This is a genomic window from Vibrio sp. B1ASS3, from assembly GCF_905175355.1.
In the GTDB taxonomy this organism is placed as follows: Bacteria; Pseudomonadota; Gammaproteobacteria; order Enterobacterales; family Vibrionaceae; genus Vibrio; species Vibrio owensii.
Genome location: NZ_HG992743.1, coordinates 1,577,974 through 1,594,252, shown reverse-complemented (window position 1 = coordinate 1,594,252; position 16,279 = coordinate 1,577,974). Strand labels below are relative to the sequence as shown.

At 46.0% G+C, this 16,279-nt stretch carries 14 protein-coding genes and 1 pseudogene; 4 read left to right on the top strand and 11 right to left on the bottom strand.

From position 1 onward, the window contains the following. Positions 1–13: 13 nt before the first annotated feature. Both manA and KJB05_RS25490 read right to left on the bottom strand, forming a co-directional pair. Positions 14–1,246 carry a mannose-6-phosphate isomerase, class I gene (gene manA / locus KJB05_RS25495; protein WP_208444287.1) on the bottom strand — a complete coding sequence of 411 codons (1,233 nt, stop codon included), beginning with the start codon at positions 1,244–1,246 and terminating at the stop codon, positions 14–16. A gap of 77 nt (positions 1,247–1,323) precedes the next feature. Continuing rightward, positions 1,324–3,231 carry a fructose-specific PTS transporter subunit EIIC gene (locus KJB05_RS25490; protein WP_208444286.1) on the bottom strand — a complete coding sequence of 636 codons (1,908 nt, stop codon included), beginning with the start codon at positions 3,229–3,231 and terminating at the stop codon, positions 1,324–1,326. A 382-nt stretch (positions 3,232–3,613) separates the two neighbouring features. Here KJB05_RS25490 and KJB05_RS25485 point away from each other — a divergent pair, with 382 nt between their 5' ends. Beyond that, the gene (locus KJB05_RS25485) at positions 3,614–4,456 is read left to right on the top strand and encodes an AraC family transcriptional regulator (protein WP_005451367.1); all 843 of its coding nucleotides are present in this window, start codon (positions 3,614–3,616) and stop codon (positions 4,454–4,456) included. 8 nt (positions 4,457–4,464) lie between these two features. Here the strand turns inward: KJB05_RS25485 and KJB05_RS25480 are convergent. Both KJB05_RS25480 and KJB05_RS25475 read right to left on the bottom strand, forming a co-directional pair. Then, a pseudogene (locus KJB05_RS25480) lies at positions 4,465–5,240 on the bottom strand (PTS sugar transporter subunit IIA). Between the two features lie 12 nt (positions 5,241–5,252). After that, on the bottom strand, positions 5,253–5,552 hold the full coding sequence (locus KJB05_RS25475) for a PTS fructose transporter subunit IIB (RefSeq protein ID WP_005441202.1): 300 nt from the start codon (positions 5,550–5,552) through the stop codon (positions 5,253–5,255). Between the two features lie 232 nt (positions 5,553–5,784). Between KJB05_RS25475 and KJB05_RS25470 the strand changes: the two genes are divergently transcribed. Next, positions 5,785–7,656 (top strand): fructose-specific PTS transporter subunit EIIC, encoded by a 1,872-nt coding sequence (locus tag KJB05_RS25470; RefSeq protein ID WP_208444285.1) that lies wholly within the window; start codon positions 5,785–5,787, stop codon positions 7,654–7,656. Positions 7,657–7,718: 62 nt separating this feature from the next. Here the strand turns inward: KJB05_RS25470 and KJB05_RS25465 are convergent, their stop codons facing one another. Beyond that, positions 7,719–8,606 carry a LysR family transcriptional regulator gene (locus KJB05_RS25465; protein WP_208444284.1) on the bottom strand — a complete coding sequence of 296 codons (888 nt, stop codon included), beginning with the start codon at positions 8,604–8,606 and terminating at the stop codon, positions 7,719–7,721. Between the two features lie 101 nt (positions 8,607–8,707). Between KJB05_RS25465 and KJB05_RS25460 the strand changes: the two genes are divergently transcribed. Both KJB05_RS25460 and KJB05_RS25455 read left to right on the top strand, forming a co-directional pair. After that, the gene (locus tag KJB05_RS25460) at positions 8,708–9,076 is read left to right on the top strand and encodes a DoxX family protein (protein ID WP_042600115.1); all 369 of its coding nucleotides are present in this window, start codon (positions 8,708–8,710) and stop codon (positions 9,074–9,076) included. A gap of 116 nt (positions 9,077–9,192) precedes the next feature. Then, on the top strand, positions 9,193–10,071 hold the full coding sequence (locus KJB05_RS25455; RefSeq protein ID WP_208444283.1) for an NAD(P)-dependent oxidoreductase: 879 nt from the start codon (positions 9,193–9,195) through the stop codon (positions 10,069–10,071). Positions 10,072–10,266: 195 nt separating this feature from the next. Here the strand turns inward: KJB05_RS25455 and KJB05_RS25450 are convergent, their stop codons facing one another. The 6 genes from KJB05_RS25450 to KJB05_RS25425 form a co-directional block, all read right to left on the bottom strand. Further along, a complete protein-coding gene (locus KJB05_RS25450) occupies positions 10,267–11,703 on the bottom strand; it encodes a catalase (protein WP_033006406.1) in 1,437 nt (478 codons plus the stop codon). Between the two features lie 294 nt (positions 11,704–11,997). Continuing rightward, a complete protein-coding gene (locus KJB05_RS25445; RefSeq protein WP_208444282.1) occupies positions 11,998–12,615 on the bottom strand; it encodes a glutathione S-transferase family protein in 618 nt (205 codons plus the stop codon). A gap of 14 nt (positions 12,616–12,629) precedes the next feature. Further along, on the bottom strand, positions 12,630–13,661 hold the full coding sequence (locus tag KJB05_RS25440) for an NADP-dependent oxidoreductase (protein ID WP_208444281.1): 1,032 nt from the start codon (positions 13,659–13,661) through the stop codon (positions 12,630–12,632). A gap of 102 nt (positions 13,662–13,763) precedes the next feature. Then, on the bottom strand, positions 13,764–14,351 hold the full coding sequence (locus KJB05_RS25435) for a TetR/AcrR family transcriptional regulator (RefSeq protein WP_208444280.1): 588 nt from the start codon (positions 14,349–14,351) through the stop codon (positions 13,764–13,766). 50 nt (positions 14,352–14,401) lie between these two features. Further along, entirely contained in the window at positions 14,402–14,722 is a 321-nt protein-coding gene (gene yqfB, locus KJB05_RS25430; RefSeq protein WP_005432046.1) for a N(4)-acetylcytidine aminohydrolase, read from the bottom strand. A gap of 98 nt (positions 14,723–14,820) precedes the next feature. Beyond that, complete coding sequence (locus tag KJB05_RS25425) at positions 14,821–16,221, bottom strand: serine hydrolase domain-containing protein (RefSeq protein ID WP_208444279.1); 1,401 nt, start codon at positions 16,219–16,221, stop codon at positions 14,821–14,823. Positions 16,222–16,279 lie beyond the last annotated feature (58 nt).

Here is a 16,279-nt window from a genome sequence, read left to right as displayed (position 1 = left end):
TTAACAATAACGATTAGCTGTAAGCGCGCGCAACACGACCTTCACAATCCAAAGTAACCTGTTTTGCGTAAGCCGGAATGAAAACGGATTGTCCTTTTTCAACTACGCATGTTTCGCCGTTTGCGTGAGTGAGCACAAGTTTGGTATCCAGAGGCATAAGGATCTCAGCGGTTTGAACTTCTAGAGTACGCTGGTGAGCTTGCTTAACGATAGCGAATTTGAAATCGTCCACAGGAATTGGGTATTCCAACATATCGTCGATTTCATTCGGTGCAAGCAATAGGCTATCGAATGGCTTCTCGTTGAAGCGTGTACACGCAACGAGCTCTTTCACATCCATGTATTTTGGTGTCAGACCTGCGCGTAGTACGTTGTCTGAGTTCGCCATGATCTCAAGACCTGTACCTTTCAAGTAAGCGTGTGGCGTTTCTGCATCTAAGAACATGGCATCGCCCGGTTGTAGGGTAATAACATTAAGCATCAGTGGTGCAAACAAACCAATATCGCCAGGGTATTGCTTCTCTAGTTCAAGAATAAGGTTGAACAGAGGTAAGTCGGTGATGCGAGCTTGAGCCAATAGCACTGTCAACGCCATCTCTTTCTGTTCGCCCTCTAGTGACAGTAGACCCGAGAAGAACGTCGCCAAGCCCGTTGGTGTTTGGTTTGCGATTAGATCATCCACCAAGCCTTGCAGCTCAGGAATCGCCAGCTCAGAGAAGAAGCTGATGATTTCACTTGTTGGGCGGAAGCCATTCATCGCTTGGTATTCGGTTAGCGCGTAAACCAACTCAGGTTTGTGGTTTGGATCTTTGTAGTTACGGTTTGCAGCAGTTAGGGGAATGCCTTGTTTTTCTTCCAGTGCAAAGCCTAGCTCTGCTTGTTGTTTGTTTGGGTGAACCTGAATCGACAGTGCTTTCTCAGCGGCAAGCACTTTAAACAGGTATGGAAGTTCACCAAAACGGTTTGTGACTTCTTCACTCAGAAAGGCATTCATGTCTTGAGCAATCAGTGAAGACAGTTTGGTCCCTTCACCGTTTACCATCACCAATGAGCAACCGTTTGGATGCGCGCCCATCCATACTTCTGCTTGTGGTTCGCCCGTTGGGTTTTCAATGCCAAACAGTTGGTTAACAGAAGTAGTACTGCCCCAAGCGTAGTTTTGAATCACGTTGTTCATCAGGAAAAACATCGGATGCTTAGCTTGAGTTTGAATCGTTTGTGTATCGGACATCGTTAAATCAGACATAGAGTGTCACCATGAGAGAAAATCATGGCTTGGGCGACATTGCCCAAGCCATAGGAGCCATTTGGGGGTAGGGGTGATTAAGCGGCTGCTTGCATCATTTTTGCTTTGCGAACTTTCTTCAGAGTTACACACGTTACTGCGGTAACCACTGCGCCAGCTGCCATACAAATCAGAGCAAGTACTGGGTGGTTCATCGCGCCAAGTAGAGCGACAACTGGACCGCCGTGAGCAACACTATTGGTAATGCCGAATGAGAACGCCATTACTGCTGCTACCATTGAGCCAAGTACGTTTGCTGGAATCACTGACATTGGATCTTGCGCTGCGAATGGAATCGCACCTTCAGAGATACCAACCAGACCCATAGCGCCTGCTGCTTTGCCCGCTTCAGTTTCTGATTCTTCGAACAGGTCGAACTTACGACCAAGCGCCGTTGCCAGTGCCATGCCTAGAGGTGCAACAGGAATTGCACACGCCATCGCACCCATAAATTGAGTTTGACCACTCGCAATCATGCCCACAGAGAATAGGAACGCGACCTTGTTGAATGGACCACCCATATCGAAGCCAGCCATACCACCAAGTACGATGCCTAGTAGAACGACGTTACCTGTACTCATGCTTGTTAGTAGCGCAGTCAGACCGTCCATTAGGCTTGCGATTGGCGCGCCGATAACGAAGATGAAAAGACCAGCGATGAATAGCGAACCTGTGATTGGCGCAATCATGATTGGCACTAAAGGTTGAATGAATTTGTGGTAGTTAATCGACGTAATCCACTTCACGAAGTAACCCACAAGCAGACCAGCGATGATGGCACCGATAAAGCCTGTACCAGCGTCTGCGCCGTAGAAAGAACCGTTGTTTGCAATCCAACCACCGATCAAGCCAGGAGCTAGAGCAGGACGGTCAGCAATCGCGTAAGCAATGTAACCAGCTAGGATTGGGATCATCAGCGTAAAGGCAACCACACCTACGTTGAGGATTTGGTTCCACATGCTGCCTTCAGGAATAGCCATACCCGCTTCACTTGGCTGACCACCGACTGCAAGAGCAAGTGCAATCAACAGACCACCCGTTACAACGAATGGGATCATGTGTGATACGCCGTTCATCAAGTAGCGGTACAGGTCAGAGCGAGCCTGAGAGGCTTTGTTTGCAACAGACGCTTGTGCATTGCTGCTTGCTTCTGCTTGGTATTCTGGAGCGCTTAACGCTTCGTTAATTAGACCTTGAGCATCGCGGATAGGGGCTTTTACGTTGGTTTTTACCACGCGTTTGCCAGCAAAGCGGTTCATGTCGACTTGCTTGTCACATGCCACGATGATTGCGTCTGCACGCTCGATTTCTTCTGCGGTTGGGCTGTTTTTCACACCGATTGAACCGTTCGTTTCAACCTTGATTTCGTAACCCATCGCCGCTGCACCTTTCTCTAGTGCTTCTGCCGCTAGGTAAGTGTGCGCAACGCCCGCAGGACAACCAGTAACACCAATGATGAAGCCTTGGTTTGCTGGTGCGTCTGTCACTGCTTGAGGCTCTTCTTTAGCAAGTAGAAGTGCCAGTGCGTCTTGGCTGTTTGCTGCACCTAAGAATGCATCAATGAAACCATCTTCAATCAGTTTTGAAGATAGCTCTGCAAGAACTTCGATATGGTGGTTATCGCCACCGTCTGGAGAAGCGATCATGAAGAACAGTTTTGAAGGCAAACCGTCTTCCGCACCGTATTCGATACCTGATTTGCTTACGCCGATCACAACCGCTGGTTCAAGAACCGCGGCACTTTTCGCGTGTGGGATAGCAACGCCATCCTCAAATCCGGTGTTACCTAATTCTTCACGTGCTTTTATATCTGCAAGAAATTGCTCTTGGTCTGAAATACGACCTTGGGCGTGTAGAACTGCAACCAGTTCTTTAAATACGTCTTCTTTTGAAGTCGCATGAAGATCAAGCTTAATCAAGTCTTCATTTATTAGTTTGGTGATCATTGTCGAACCCCTATAAATATAATTTTTATTTCAGGGGTATTTTGAAATTAACCAAGCAGAGACAGTAGTGAAGAAAAAATGCATTTACTGGACGATTGTAACCGCCCGACTAGAGTGTGATGCAGATCGTCTACTGGATAAACTTACTGCATATCTGTGACATTATGTGGAAGTCGGTGAACCATAAGTAAAATGTGTTATTGCTCCCATATATAAGGGTTTAAAGGCTTTGTTGATGATTTGATAGACTGGATAATTGATGCGTTAACTGGATTTTTGTAACCTTAAAATGGAAGTGTGATTTTGCTCAATAGCACAAAAATCCAGTAGGGTGTATATCTATAGGTATAGCATCATGGATGCGTGTTTAAGAGTACGTAAAATGATTTTTCATGATTTGATTTCATCAGTATTAAACGAGCGAGAACCATTCCACAATATATGGTTTGCTGGTGATTTTCATACACCACCTGAATTTAGCTATCAGGTTAACTTCCCTCGATTAGAATTGGTCTTGTCTGGTGAATATATTAATGAAATGGAAAGTCATGATCGCAAAGTGACGCATATCGTGGCGAAAACTGGTGATGCGATATTTATTCCGCCTAACTGTTGGAATAAACCTGACTGGGATACAGATTGCTCGGTATTAAGTATTCTCTTTGGTCGCCGTCAATTGGGTTTGAGTCTCGTGTCCAAACGTAAAGGGGAAGCGAGCTTTTACGATATTCAAAAACACAGTATTCAAACTCGTTCTGGATTTGCGATTGATAATATCTTGGAAGCGCTGAGTTCATTGGCTCGTGAGTGTAATAAGAAGCCAATGGATGAGTTGTTGCTGCAAGCCTTGTTGCAATACGCTAAGTCGATGTTAGATGCACCTATAGAGACGCAGGCGCATAGCCGAGTACAAGATCTGTATCAGGGCATTTGTATCTACATCCAAGAGAACTTCCACCGCCCAATTACGCGTGACAGTATTGCGTCGAGGTTCAGCATCTCTTCTAACCATTTGTCGCGTTTGTTCCGTCAACAAGGTCATATGACGCTAGCCGATTACATTACGTGGGTTCGAGTAGATCGCGCGAAGTTTATGCTCAAGAAATACAACTTTAAGTTGAATGAGGTATCGGTGCGCTGTGGATTTAAAGATGTGAACTACTTCTGCCGAGTCTTTAAGAACCGCACGGGCAGAACGCCGACGGAATATCGCGGTTCAATCTAGAACAGACCCTAAGCAAGCAGCCTCGACATGGCGTACATCAGAAGCGCCTGCAAGTCGACGCTGCTTTTTGTTAGCAGTAAACGCTCAGCCATTTGGTCGGTCAGCAGGTTACGGGTTAAGTTGGTTGCCGCGATGATGTGCTCGCGTGTGGGTTTCGCTGGCATTACTAGTGCTATAGCAAGATGCACTTCACCCATTTTGGATGCCCAATCCATCGGAATCTCGTTAGCGATAACCGCGACAGAAATGTGGTCTACACCTTCGAACATAACATGGGGCAGGGCAACGCCCGGTGTTACTGCGGTCGAAGATCGTTCTTCGCGTTTGATAAAGGCGAGAATGAGTTCGTCTGGGTGAATCGGATGAATAAGCTGCGCTAGCCCTTTCAAGCACTCAAATTTGGTGAGCTCAGTGTGCGCTTTGGCGTAATGCCATTGGATTTCACACGGTGGGCAAATCTGGGGAAGTCGCTCTGCAAGTTGGCTTGAGAACTCGTAATTAATGTGGGAACCCACAACGGTAAAGTTCTCAGCAATGATGTCTTTGATAACGAAACAGGCAAGCTCGGCATCAATACCGATAGCAGTGATTTGACACAGGTCGCCTTGCTGCAAGCCGACCTGTAAAACCGCGACTGACTTGGTGAGTTCAGCGATGCGGTTTTGGGTTATGTTGATGATGTGTATCGTGCTTTTGAACTTTTTGGCGACGCGATTGAGGGGCTGCGCTACGTGAGCACTGGCATTAATATCGTCGACAAAAAGGTGATTTGGTATTCGTTCATCAGCACAGCGTATCATCGACAGTGCACTAGGAACACTTTATCGACATTGAGTAACACATCTTCAATTGGGATTTGGACTTTGTTGGTGCCTTCAAAGCGGGCTGGCTGTTCAATCTCAATATCGGACACAATTAAAACACGATCCGCTTGTGCAATGTCGTGGGGAGTGAGCTGATTCTCAATACCCATCGCACCTTGCGTCTCGACCTTAATTTGTACGTTATGCTTAGGCGCAGCTTTCATTAGAGCATCTGCCGCCATATAAGTATGAGCGATGCCTGTAGGGCACGCTGTCACCGCTACGATTTTCATGTTCTATCCATTTTATTTTTTGTGGATTTTAGCATAGTGGTCGACGAAAGGATGGATTTAAAGCAGATAATCGCAAGAGCTCTATCACAGTTTAAATCTTATGTTACATTAATCCAGTTAATGCACTTTTTATCCTGTATTGAAAACAGAAAGTGTTGGTTACTCTGTACACAGTCATAGATGGAACAAATAACTCATGACTCACGAGCGTGAACATTGCAAGGTACAAACAATGGACATATTAAACCTTATTGAGCCGGAAACCATTTGCTTGGATTTGCAGGCTCAAACCAAAGATGAAGCGCTCAAAGAGCTCGTCGAATTGTTGGACGCGGCGGGCAAGCTCACTAGCAAAAGTCAGTTCTTGGCGGACATTTGGAAACGAGAAGAGATTGGCAATACCGGCTTTGACGAGGGTATTGCCATTCCTCACGCCAAAAGCAATGCAGTCGCTAAACCCGCAGTCGCAGTGGGCATCAGCCGAAAAGGGATTGATTACGGCGCTGATGATGGCGAACTGTCTGACGTATTTTTTATGCTGGCTTCTCCGGATGGGGATGACCACCACCACATCGAAGTCTTGGCACAAATTTCCACCAAAATCATTGAAGATGGTTTCGTCAATAAGTTAAAAGCGGCGGAGTCGGTGGAGGAAGCGCGCGAGCTACTTACTGATATTCAATCAAACGCGAATGACTCTGGTATCGATCCTTTAGAGTTTGCGTCTGAGCCACTCAGCCCTTGGGCGCAGAAGCTCGGCAGAATGAAAGAACACTTGCTGTTTGGCACTTCTCATATGATTCCGTTTATTGTCGCGGGCGGCGTGTTGTTGTCTTTGTCTGTGATGATTTCAGGCCATGGCGGTGTTCCGGAAGAGGGGATTCTGGCAGATATCGCTGAGATGGGGATAGCTGGCTTGACGTTGTTTACCGCGGTATTGGGTGGTTACATTGCCTATTCGATAGCGGATAAACCGGGTCTGGCTCCGGGTATGATTGGCTCATGGATTGCGGTTAGTCACTACAACACCGGCTTCTTGGGCGCGATTGTGGTCGGATTCTTCGCCGGCTTTGTGGTTTGGCTACTGAAGAAGATTCAATTGCCGGACAGCATGAGTTCGCTCGGCTCGATCTTTATCTACCCACTGGTTGGTACGTTTGTCACCTGTGGCGCAGTGATGTGGGTGATTGGTTCACCTATCGCTAGCGCAATGACGACCATGAACGATGTGCTCACGGGTATGGCGGGCTCAGGTAAAGTGATGTTGGGCACCGTACTAGGCGCAATGACTGCGTTTGACATGGGCGGCCCTATCAACAAAGTGGCGACTTTGTTTGCTCAGACTCAAGTGAATACTCAGCCGTGGTTAATGGGTGGCGTCGGTATCGCGATTTGTACCCCGCCTCTGGGCATGGCGTTAGCGACCTTCTTGTCGCCAAGTAAGTTTAAACGTGATGAGCGTGAGGCCGGTAAAGCCGCGGGCATCATGGGCATGATTGGCATCAGTGAAGGGGCGATTCCGTTTGCTGCCGGTGACCCTGCTCGCGTACTGCCTGCGATTGTTGCTGGTGGCATAGTCGGTAACGTGATTGGTTTTATGTTCCATGTGATTAACCATGCTCCGTGGGGCGGTTGGATTGTACTGCCTGTTGTAGATGGCAAGATTGGCTACATTGTCGGCACAATCGCAGGCTCGTTTACCACAGCATTGATTGTTATTGCGCTTAAGAAGACCGTCACAGAAGACGACAGTCCGATTGGACAATCTCAAGCTTATACGTCTGTGCAAGGCGAGGGCGAAGCAGACATTCTTGCCGTGACATCTTGTCCATCAGGTGTGGCACATACCTTCTTAGCGGCGAAGTCATTAGAGAAAGCCGCCTGTGCGTTAGGCATTAAGATCAAGGTCGAAACGCAAGGTGCGAACGGCATCATTAACCGAATCACTGACAAAGATATCGCCAAGGCGAGGTTTGTCATCTTCGCTCACGATGTCGCCATCAAAGAGCCAGAACGATTCAGAAAAATGAAGGTGCTGGATGTCAGCACTAAAGACGCGATGCTCAATGCTGCGGCTCTGTTGCAGGCGAAAAGAATCCCTTAAGTATGTAGCCCCTAACTGAGGCTATCTGCTAGTTAGCTCCATCATTTTTGATGGAGCTTTTTTTATCCCTGCGAAAAGTGCTTAACCAAGAAATCAATGAAAGTGCGAATGCGCTGAGGTTGGTACTCACTATCTTTGTAAACCAAGTACATTGGTAGCTTAACTGATTGATATTGCGTTAGTACTTGAATTAACTCACCGTTATTAAGCTCTTGTTCTACCATCCATTTTGGCATTGCAGCGATACCTTGCCCAAGCTTCGCCATTTGCACCAACATCTCAGGACTATCACTTCGAACTTGCTCTTTCACTTTGATTTTAATGGCTTCATCACCATCGCTGAAACGCCACAAGTTAGACGGATTGGAGAGTGAGTAGGTTAAGCAAAGATGTTTGCTCAAATCGTTAGCGGTATGAATAGGTTTATGCTTGTCGAGGTAGCTGGGAGACGCGAAGTAAACTAATTCGTTATCCATCAACCAACGCGCTTTTAAACCCGAGTCTTTTAGGTAGGCGGCACGAATCGCGATATCAACATTGCCTTCAACTAAATCGACAAACTTGTCCGAAACCGACACATCAACGCTAAGCTCCGGATGTTGGTTGAGAAACTCATTCAGTGGCGCAGATAACAAGCGAACGCTAAACGCACTCGGCACTGAAAGCCTGAGCTCGCCAGAGACTGACGCTTGCTCCTGTCTAAGCTGTGACTCGAAGGAATCCATTTGTTCTGTGAGTGTCTGCGCCAGCTCGAGATATTGCTTTCCACCAGAAGTTAAGCTGATAGCGCGAGCATGACGATGAAACAAGGTGATGCCGACTTCACTCTCAAGCCAAGCGATCTTCTTGCTTACCGCACTCTGAGTGGTATTGAGTTCGTTAGCCGCGGCAGTAAATGAACCTAACTGAGCGACACGAGAAAAGACTTTCAAACAATCAAATTTATCCATGATGCATTCCTGTTTGGAATGATAAGTAGCTAAATATTACCTTCCTTAAGTTTCAAGTGGAATGCTTTAATACTTCCATCATCTGTTCGGGAGTTAAAATTATGGTGTTGATACAAGGGTTGTTAATCGCGTTTTTCTTGTTTGCCAGTTCGATCAAAATCATCGGTTGGGTGAAGCCGATTTTTGAGCCACAGCTCGCTTTTTTTCATAAATATGGACTGAACCGTGCCGCTATGTTTCTGGTTGGACTGGTTGAGGTGACGGGTGCAATTTTGATGTTAATTGGCTTGTTATCGACGAACAACTTGTTAAGTGCGATAGGTGCAAGTTTTATTGTTTTCACCTCAGTTGGTGCGATGTTTTTCCATTTTCGTTTTGATACTTGGAAAGATGCGATTCCCTCCATTGTGACGCTTTTATTATCACTTTTGGTGGCTTCGCCTTTAATTGAGTTTGTTGCGCTTATTTAAGACGAAATTATTGCAAGTAATGTTCTGAAATCTTTAGTAACATGTTTCAAATATTAACTGTTTCAAATAGTAATAGTTTTAAAACGTCACTTATTTCGAATTCAAGGAGGCTTGCAATGGAAAAACTAAGAGTAGCATTTATTGGTCTGGGTGTGATGGGATACCCAATGGCTGGTTACCTAAGTAAAGCGGGCTTTGAAACCAAAGTATACAACCGCACAAAAGCTAAAGCCGACAAATGGGCTGAAGAATACCAAGGCGTGGCTTGTGAAACACCACGTGAATCGGCAGAAGGCTGTGACATTGTTTTTACCTGTGTGGGTAATGATGATGACGTCCGTAGCGTTGTTTACGGTGAAGAAGGCATTCTGGTTGGCTTGAAAGCGGATGCAGTGCTAGTGGACCACACGACGACTTCTGCAGACCTAGCTGTTGAGCTGGCTGAAGCGTGTGTTAAGTACGGCAATCACTTCATTGATGCGCCAGTTTCTGGTGGTCAAGCGGGCGCAGAAAATGGTGTTCTAACCATCATGTGTGGTGGTGAACAAAGCATTTTTGATCGTGTGTCTCCAGCGATGGATGTGTACGCGAAGCAGATGACACTACTGGGTGAAAACGGTCAGGGTCAACGCTGTAAGATGGTAAACCAAATCTGTATTGGTGGCGTTTTACAAGGGCTGAGTGAAGCTTTGTTGCTGGCACAAAAATCAGGCTTGGACATCGCTCAAGTTGTAGAAACGCTGAAGCATGGCGCTGCAGGTTCATGGCAGATGGAAAACCGCGCAAATACCATGGCGGAAGATAAGTTCGATTTTGGCTTCGCTATTGATTGGATGCGCAAAGACTTGGGTTTCTGCCTGCAAGAAGCAGAGCGAGTGGGTCTAGAGCTTCCACTGACTAAGAAAGTGGATGAGCAATACGCAGACCTTCAACGTGATGGTTTAGGTCGCATGGATACATCAGTACTGATCAAAGCGGTCGCTAAAAATCAGTAGTTGATAAATCAGTAATAGATAAACAGTTCTTTGGTATCAAAGAGCTTAAAGAAATCTAAGTTAATCATAATGAATCTCCTTGAGCATGGTTTGTGGCTAGTAATTAAGGATTAGTGATTTGAAATCAGGAGGTGCTGTAGAGCACCTCCTTTTTTATGTCTTTTAATCACACAGTGTGATGATTACCGCGTTCGCTTACTTGTTTAAGCCTAGCGCAATCTCAAGACCTTTGCCGTACGCTTCGTCCGCTTGGTATGCGTGTTGAACGTGGCGCTGTTGGATGAACTCTGGCACACCGTCCATTGCGCGAGCTGTGTTGTCGAACAGAGTTTGACGTTGCTCTTCGTTCATCAGACGGAATAGGTCACCCGCTTGGCTGAAGTAGTCTTCGTCTACACGGTGATCGTAGTGATCAGCGTTGCCATTGATGCGTAGAGGTGGCTCAGAGTAATCTGGTTGCTCTGCCCATTCTTGCTTGTAGTTTGGCTCGTAACCTAGTGTTGAACCAAAGTTGCCATCAACGCGCATAGCACCATCGCGGTGGTAGCTGTGAACAGGGCAACGAGGCGCGTTCACTGGGATTTGATGATGGTTCACACCTAGACGGTAACGCTGAGCATCGCCGTAAGCGAACAGACGACCTTGTAGCATCTTATCTGGAGAGAAGCCGATACCAGGTACTACTGCTGCTGGGTTGAACGCTGATTGCTCAACTTCTGCGTAGAAGTTTTCTGGGTTACGGTTCAGTTCGAACTCACCAACTGGGATCAGTGGGTAGTCTTTTTGAGACCATACACGTGTTAGGTCGAATGGGTTGAAGTTGACTTCATCCGCTTCTAACTCAGGCATGATCTGTACGTACATTTTCCATTTAGGGAAGTCTTGACGCTCAATCGCTTCGTAAAGGTCACGGTGGTGGCTTTCGCGGTCTTTACCTACGATTGCTTCTGCTTCTTGGTCAGTTAGGTTTTTGATGCCTTGCTGAGTTTTGAAGTGGAATTTCACCCAGTAACGCTCGTTTTCTGCGTTGATGAAGCTGAATGTGTGGCTACCAAAACCATGCATATGACGGTAAGAAGCTGGAATACCACGGTCACTCATTACGATAGTCACTTGGTGGAAGGCTTCTGGTAGTGATGTCCAGAAATCCCAGTTGTTGGTAGAGCTACGCATGTTAGTGCGAGGGTCGCGTTTTACTGCGTGGTTTAGGTCTGGGAATTTTAGTGGGTCACGTAGGAAAAATACTGGTGTGTTGTTACCAACCAAGTCCCAGTTACCTTCTTCAGTGTAGAATTTTAGTGCGAAACCACGGATGTCGCGTTCTGCGTCTGCTGCACCACGCTCACCAGCTACAGTAGTGAAGCGAGCGAATAGTTCTGTTTTTTTGCCGATGTCAGAGAAGATCTTAGCACGAGTGTATTTTGTGATGTCGTGCGTTACTGTGAACGTACCGTAAGCACCAGAACCTTTTGCGTGCATACGACGCTCTGGGATCACTTCGCGGTCAAAGTGTGCCAATTTTTCAAGGAACCAAACGTCTTGTAATAGTTGAGGGCCACGAGGACCTGCAGTCATAACGTTTTGGTTATGTGCGACAGGGCAACCTGCTGCTGTAGTCAATTTCTTGCTCATTTGAATTTCCTTGCAATAGTGATAATAAATCTTGTCTTTTGGATGAATCCGAAAGTTATGCGAGGAGAATAACGCTGCAATTGAGAAGAAAAAAACTGTTATTAGCAATCAGTGTGATAGGTATCACCTATGCTTTAAGTGCTTGTTAATTAATGGCTTTATGTCAATTAACATTATTTGTCGTATGGATTGTAAATGGTATTCAGGCATGTTTGGTGTGAATGATTTCTGTCTATTTCAAAGATTCCCGAAATAGACAGAAATTCTCAACGGTTTGAGAAGGTCTCAACTCGATTAACTGAATTTCACTTCAAGTTCTTCTGCTTTAGTAAACGCAGGATGAGTCGCGAGCTGTGCACCATAACGTTGGATGTTTGGGAAGCGCTCAATGACGCCAAACTTGTTTAGGACATCGACGACAAAAGACATCATGAAATCCGCGCCTGTTAGTCGCTCTTCTACAAAGTAGGTTTTCCCTTCTAGGCTTTGATCAACGTAGCCCATGACTTTCATGGTTTCCGCATCGGCGTAGTCCGCAAGGAAATTGGTCTGTGCGCCATCTTTAGCAACAAACATTTTGAGCAGCAGGGGAACCATGGCTGAGCTCTCTGCAAAATGCAGCCATTGAATGTACTGCGTGTAAGCTTTGCTGCCACGCACTGGTGCAAAACGTCCATCTGCATACTTTTCAATTAAGTATTCAGTGATAGCACCAGACTCGGTAACGATCTCATCGCCATCCTCCAATACAGGCGACTTGCCGAGTGGATGAATGCTCTTGAGCTCAGGTGGCGCAAGAAAAGTGACGCTGTCACGAAGGTAGGGCACGATCTCGTAGTCCACTCCCAATTCTTCTAACAACCAAATGATGCGTTTTGAGCGAGACTGATTTAAATGATGCAGTTTAATCATAGAAGAATCCTTTCTTATACAGGTTGATTGGTTTGAATAACAAGTTTGCCGAAGTTTTTGCCTTCCAGTAGACCGATGAATGCCTCTGGCGCGTTTTCTAAACCTTCTACTAGATGTTCGCGATAGTGGATTTTGCCTTCTGCTAGCCATTGGCTTACATCTTTGACGAAGTTTGTGTAGCTTTGCTCGTAGTGGTCAAAAATGATGAAGCCTTGCATCTTGATGCGTTTAACCAGAATGTTACCCATCAGCATCGACATACGATCTGGACCTTCTGGTAACGCTGTCGCGTTGTATTGAGAAATCAAACCACAAAGTGGTACGCGAGCGCCGACATTAAGCAGAGGCAATACCGCGTCAAAGACTTTACCGCCTACGTTTTCAAAGTAGACATCGATACCTTTGTCGCATGTTGCTGCTAGTTGCTGTGCAAAGTCATCTGCGGTGTGGTCAAGACATTCATCAAAGCCTAGGGTCTCTTTTGCGTACTGACACTTCTCTGCACCGCCTGCGACACCGATTACACGACAACCTTTTAGCTTACCGATTTGACCAACCATAGAGCCCACCGCACCAGTTGCAGCTGCGACAACTAGGGTATCGCCAGCTTTAGGCTGACCAATTTCCAATAAACCCACATAAGCGGTAAAGCCAGGCATACCAAGAACACCAAGCGCATAAGACGGATGCGTCGGCTCGCTGCCTAATTTAAACAGACCTTCGCCGTTAGATAGCGCGTAATCTTGCCAGCCTGTGTAAGCTACCACCCATTCGCCAGTTTGGAAGTCAGAGTTCTTCGATTCCACCACCTGACAAACGGTTCCGCCAACCATCACATCGTTTAGCTCTACCGGATCAGCGTAGGATTTGCCTTCATTCATACGACCGCGCATATATGGGTCAAGAGACAGGTACACGCTACGTAAAAGCACTTCACCTTCACTCGGGGTAGGGATGGCAGCCTGTTCTAAACGGAAGTTCTCTGGGACTGGCGAACCTTTTGGACGGTTAGCCAATACGATTTGACGGTTGAGCGTTTGGGTCATGGTAAGTTCCTATATTAATTATTAGACCAGTCGTCTAGTTTTGATTCCTAAAAAATCCGCCGTACTTTTTGGGTAAAGATAAGGCGGATTAAGTGTGGTTCGTTATTTGCCTTTTAGCATACTTTGAGTGCTCTCAAAGCTACGCATTAAACCGGAACGATCCTGATACAGTTTGTTGAGTAAGCTTGCGCCAATCCATTGATGGTAAATCAAGTGGGCGGTTTGTTCTGCTGACTCAACTTGGATAGAGCCGTCTTCAATGCCCGCTTGGACACAATCTTCGATGGCTTTTACCACTTGAGTAGCACCCGAAGCCAGTTTTACGCGCATTGCTTCTGAAAGATCAGAGACTTCAGCACTCAACTTCACGACTAAGCATTTGTTGGCGTTACATTGGCCATTTTCAATCGCCATCCAGCGTTCGAAATAGCTCAAAAGGCGGTCGCAACCAGAGCCTTCACTTTCAGTAAAGTGGGCGGTGATCAGCTTAAGGTAGCGAGAGAAGTAATCTTCAATCAATGCCTCACCAAATTGTTCTTTCGACTTAAAGTAATGGTAGAAAGAGCCTTTAGGCACATCCGCTACCTTTAAAAGTTCTGAGAGCCCAACGCTCGTAAAACCTTTGGTCACTACCAATTGGTAGCCGACATCGAGAATGTGTTGGCGTGTATCGTTCGTTTTTGCGTTCATGAGCAATACTATAAAAGCGATTAGACCAGTCGTCTAGTAAATTGTGGTTCTTACTTGATCAGTTCGTATTCAATCACATACAGCTCATCGATATTCGGATAGATCTCGCGTATAAGCTCTTTCAGTTTTGGCAGTTCAATCGCTTCTTGTTCTGCGTGGAACTCGTTGATGTCATCAAACTTCAGTGGTGCAACTGATAGGATTTTGATGTCACACACCTTGCGGTCTGTTTCTAGGGTGAACACTTCCACTTCAGTGTTTGGCACGTAGTGGCTCTCTGATTCATCACGAATCGTGATCGTCTTTTTACCCGCAGTGATAAGTGGTGTTAGGAATTCAAAGAAGGTGATTTTAGTTGGATGTGAAGACATAACCAATGCTCATATTAATGTAATAGGGCGAGAGTATATCTCGCCCTCTAAGAAAAATATCCAAAAAAGTGCTAACCGAGGAAACCTGCACTGAGTCGCTATTTCGAGGAGCGCAGTCGGTAGTAGGTCTCAGTATGATTGCCACTTTTCGCTTTAACGTTATTGGTCTTTCCCTGTTCATTTTTGACAGGGCTGAAGGTTAAAATGATGCCGAAAGCTTTGTTCTCGAACTCGTTTTCCGTCATTGGAATGAAAGTAAATGAAGGTTGACCTACCATCTGAGCTTTTAATGCCCCATCATCAATGAACACCTCTACTACCTTTTTGCCATTCAAGGCTTTGTATGTTCCAGTGAAGGCCTTAAGTTGCCCTTCATTCATTGTCATGTTTGGGCGGTCATAATCTGGCAATTCAACCTTCTCATCAAAGTATAAACTGACAATGTTTCTCACAATATCGTCATAGGTTTCATGAAGTCCGTTGATTGAGATGACTATCGCAACATCTTGTTTGGGGAAGTACAGCATTGACGAGCGATAACCTTCCAAGATGCCATCGTGTCCATAGCGTTCCAGTTGCGAGTATTCAGGGCTGTAAATACCAAAATACTCCTTCGTCATCATTTGCACTGTTTCTTTCGGGAGCAACTCACCTTGGAACAGTGCCCGAATAAACCGAGAAACGTCGAGTGTTGTTGACGTAATACTCGCCGCTGCACCTGTTACAGTTGGCGACCAGTGTGGTGTGATTGCCACCCATGCGTTGTTCCAGTAATAAAACGAAGTAATGTGAATATCGCACGCCTTGAGATCAAGACAATACTGAGTGTGCGTTAAGTTCAATGGTTGCGTGATTTGAGCGCGGAGTACCTCGTCAAAGCTCTTTCCCGTGACTTTTTCAATGATGTAGCCTAGCAAAAGGTAATTTGCGTTTGAGTATTCATATTGACTTCCTGGTGGAAAGTTAGAGGGTAGCGCTGCCAATCTCGCCATCATTTGTGCTTGCGTTTGAGGTTTTGTGTAGTAACTCAGAAAGTCGGGTTCATCAATAAAGTTCACCAACCCAGAGCGGTGTTGGAGCAAATCTCTGATACTGATGTTCTTAGCGTTGCTAATCTCAGGAAAGAAGTCGTTCAGTTTGGTGTCTAAACTAAGCTTATTTGCTTCAATTAGCTGCATCACCATGGTAGCCGTCATGGTTTTGGAGATAGATGCCACTTTGTATGGGCTCGAGCTGTCTGCAGGAACATAACCACGGCTGGCTAATAAACCAACTTTACGGTTTGAGTAACCAGTTTGTTTGTCCAACACCACGTTACCTTTATCCAAAATAGTGAAGCTGCCCATGGCTTTGTTGTATGTGAAGAGATCGTCGATATAACTGTTGATGACGATGAGTTTGTCTTCCTGTGCTTGTACTTGTGTTAGGCACGAGAGCGTAGCCACTAAGGCAATAGCGGATTTGAATGCAATTCGAGAAAGTGTTCTTTTTAAAATCAAGGCGCTGTACAGAATGGAGAAAGGATAGAGAGAGTATAACGCCTGTGGAGAACAGGCG

Bases quoted from the DNA above. Each gene is read 5' to 3' on its own strand.
- manA (WP_208444287.1), bottom strand. From the start codon at position 1,246: ATGTCTGATTTAACGATGTCCGATACACAAACGATTCAAACTCAAGCT.
- KJB05_RS25490 (WP_208444286.1), bottom strand. From the start codon at position 3,231: ATGATCACCAAACTAATAAATGAAGACTTGATTAAGCTTGATCTTCAT.
- KJB05_RS25485 (WP_005451367.1), top strand. From the start codon at position 3,614: ATGATTTTTCATGATTTGATTTCATCAGTATTAAACGAGCGAGAACCA.
- KJB05_RS25475 (WP_005441202.1), bottom strand. From the start codon at position 5,552: ATGAAAATCGTAGCGGTGACAGCGTGCCCTACAGGCATCGCTCATACT.
- KJB05_RS25470 (WP_208444285.1), top strand. From the start codon at position 5,785: ATGGACATATTAAACCTTATTGAGCCGGAAACCATTTGCTTGGATTTG.
- KJB05_RS25465 (WP_208444284.1), bottom strand. From the start codon at position 8,606: ATGGATAAATTTGATTGTTTGAAAGTCTTTTCTCGTGTCGCTCAGTTA.
- KJB05_RS25460 (WP_042600115.1), top strand. From the start codon at position 8,708: ATGGTGTTGATACAAGGGTTGTTAATCGCGTTTTTCTTGTTTGCCAGT.
- KJB05_RS25455 (WP_208444283.1), top strand. From the start codon at position 9,193: ATGGAAAAACTAAGAGTAGCATTTATTGGTCTGGGTGTGATGGGATAC.
- KJB05_RS25450 (WP_033006406.1), bottom strand. From the start codon at position 11,703: ATGAGCAAGAAATTGACTACAGCAGCAGGTTGCCCTGTCGCACATAAC.
- KJB05_RS25445 (WP_208444282.1), bottom strand. From the start codon at position 12,615: ATGATTAAACTGCATCATTTAAATCAGTCTCGCTCAAAACGCATCATT.
- KJB05_RS25440 (WP_208444281.1), bottom strand. From the start codon at position 13,661: ATGACCCAAACGCTCAACCGTCAAATCGTATTGGCTAACCGTCCAAAA.
- KJB05_RS25435 (WP_208444280.1), bottom strand. From the start codon at position 14,351: ATGAACGCAAAAACGAACGATACACGCCAACACATTCTCGATGTCGGC.
- yqfB (WP_005432046.1), bottom strand. From the start codon at position 14,722: ATGTCTTCACATCCAACTAAAATCACCTTCTTTGAATTCCTAACACCA.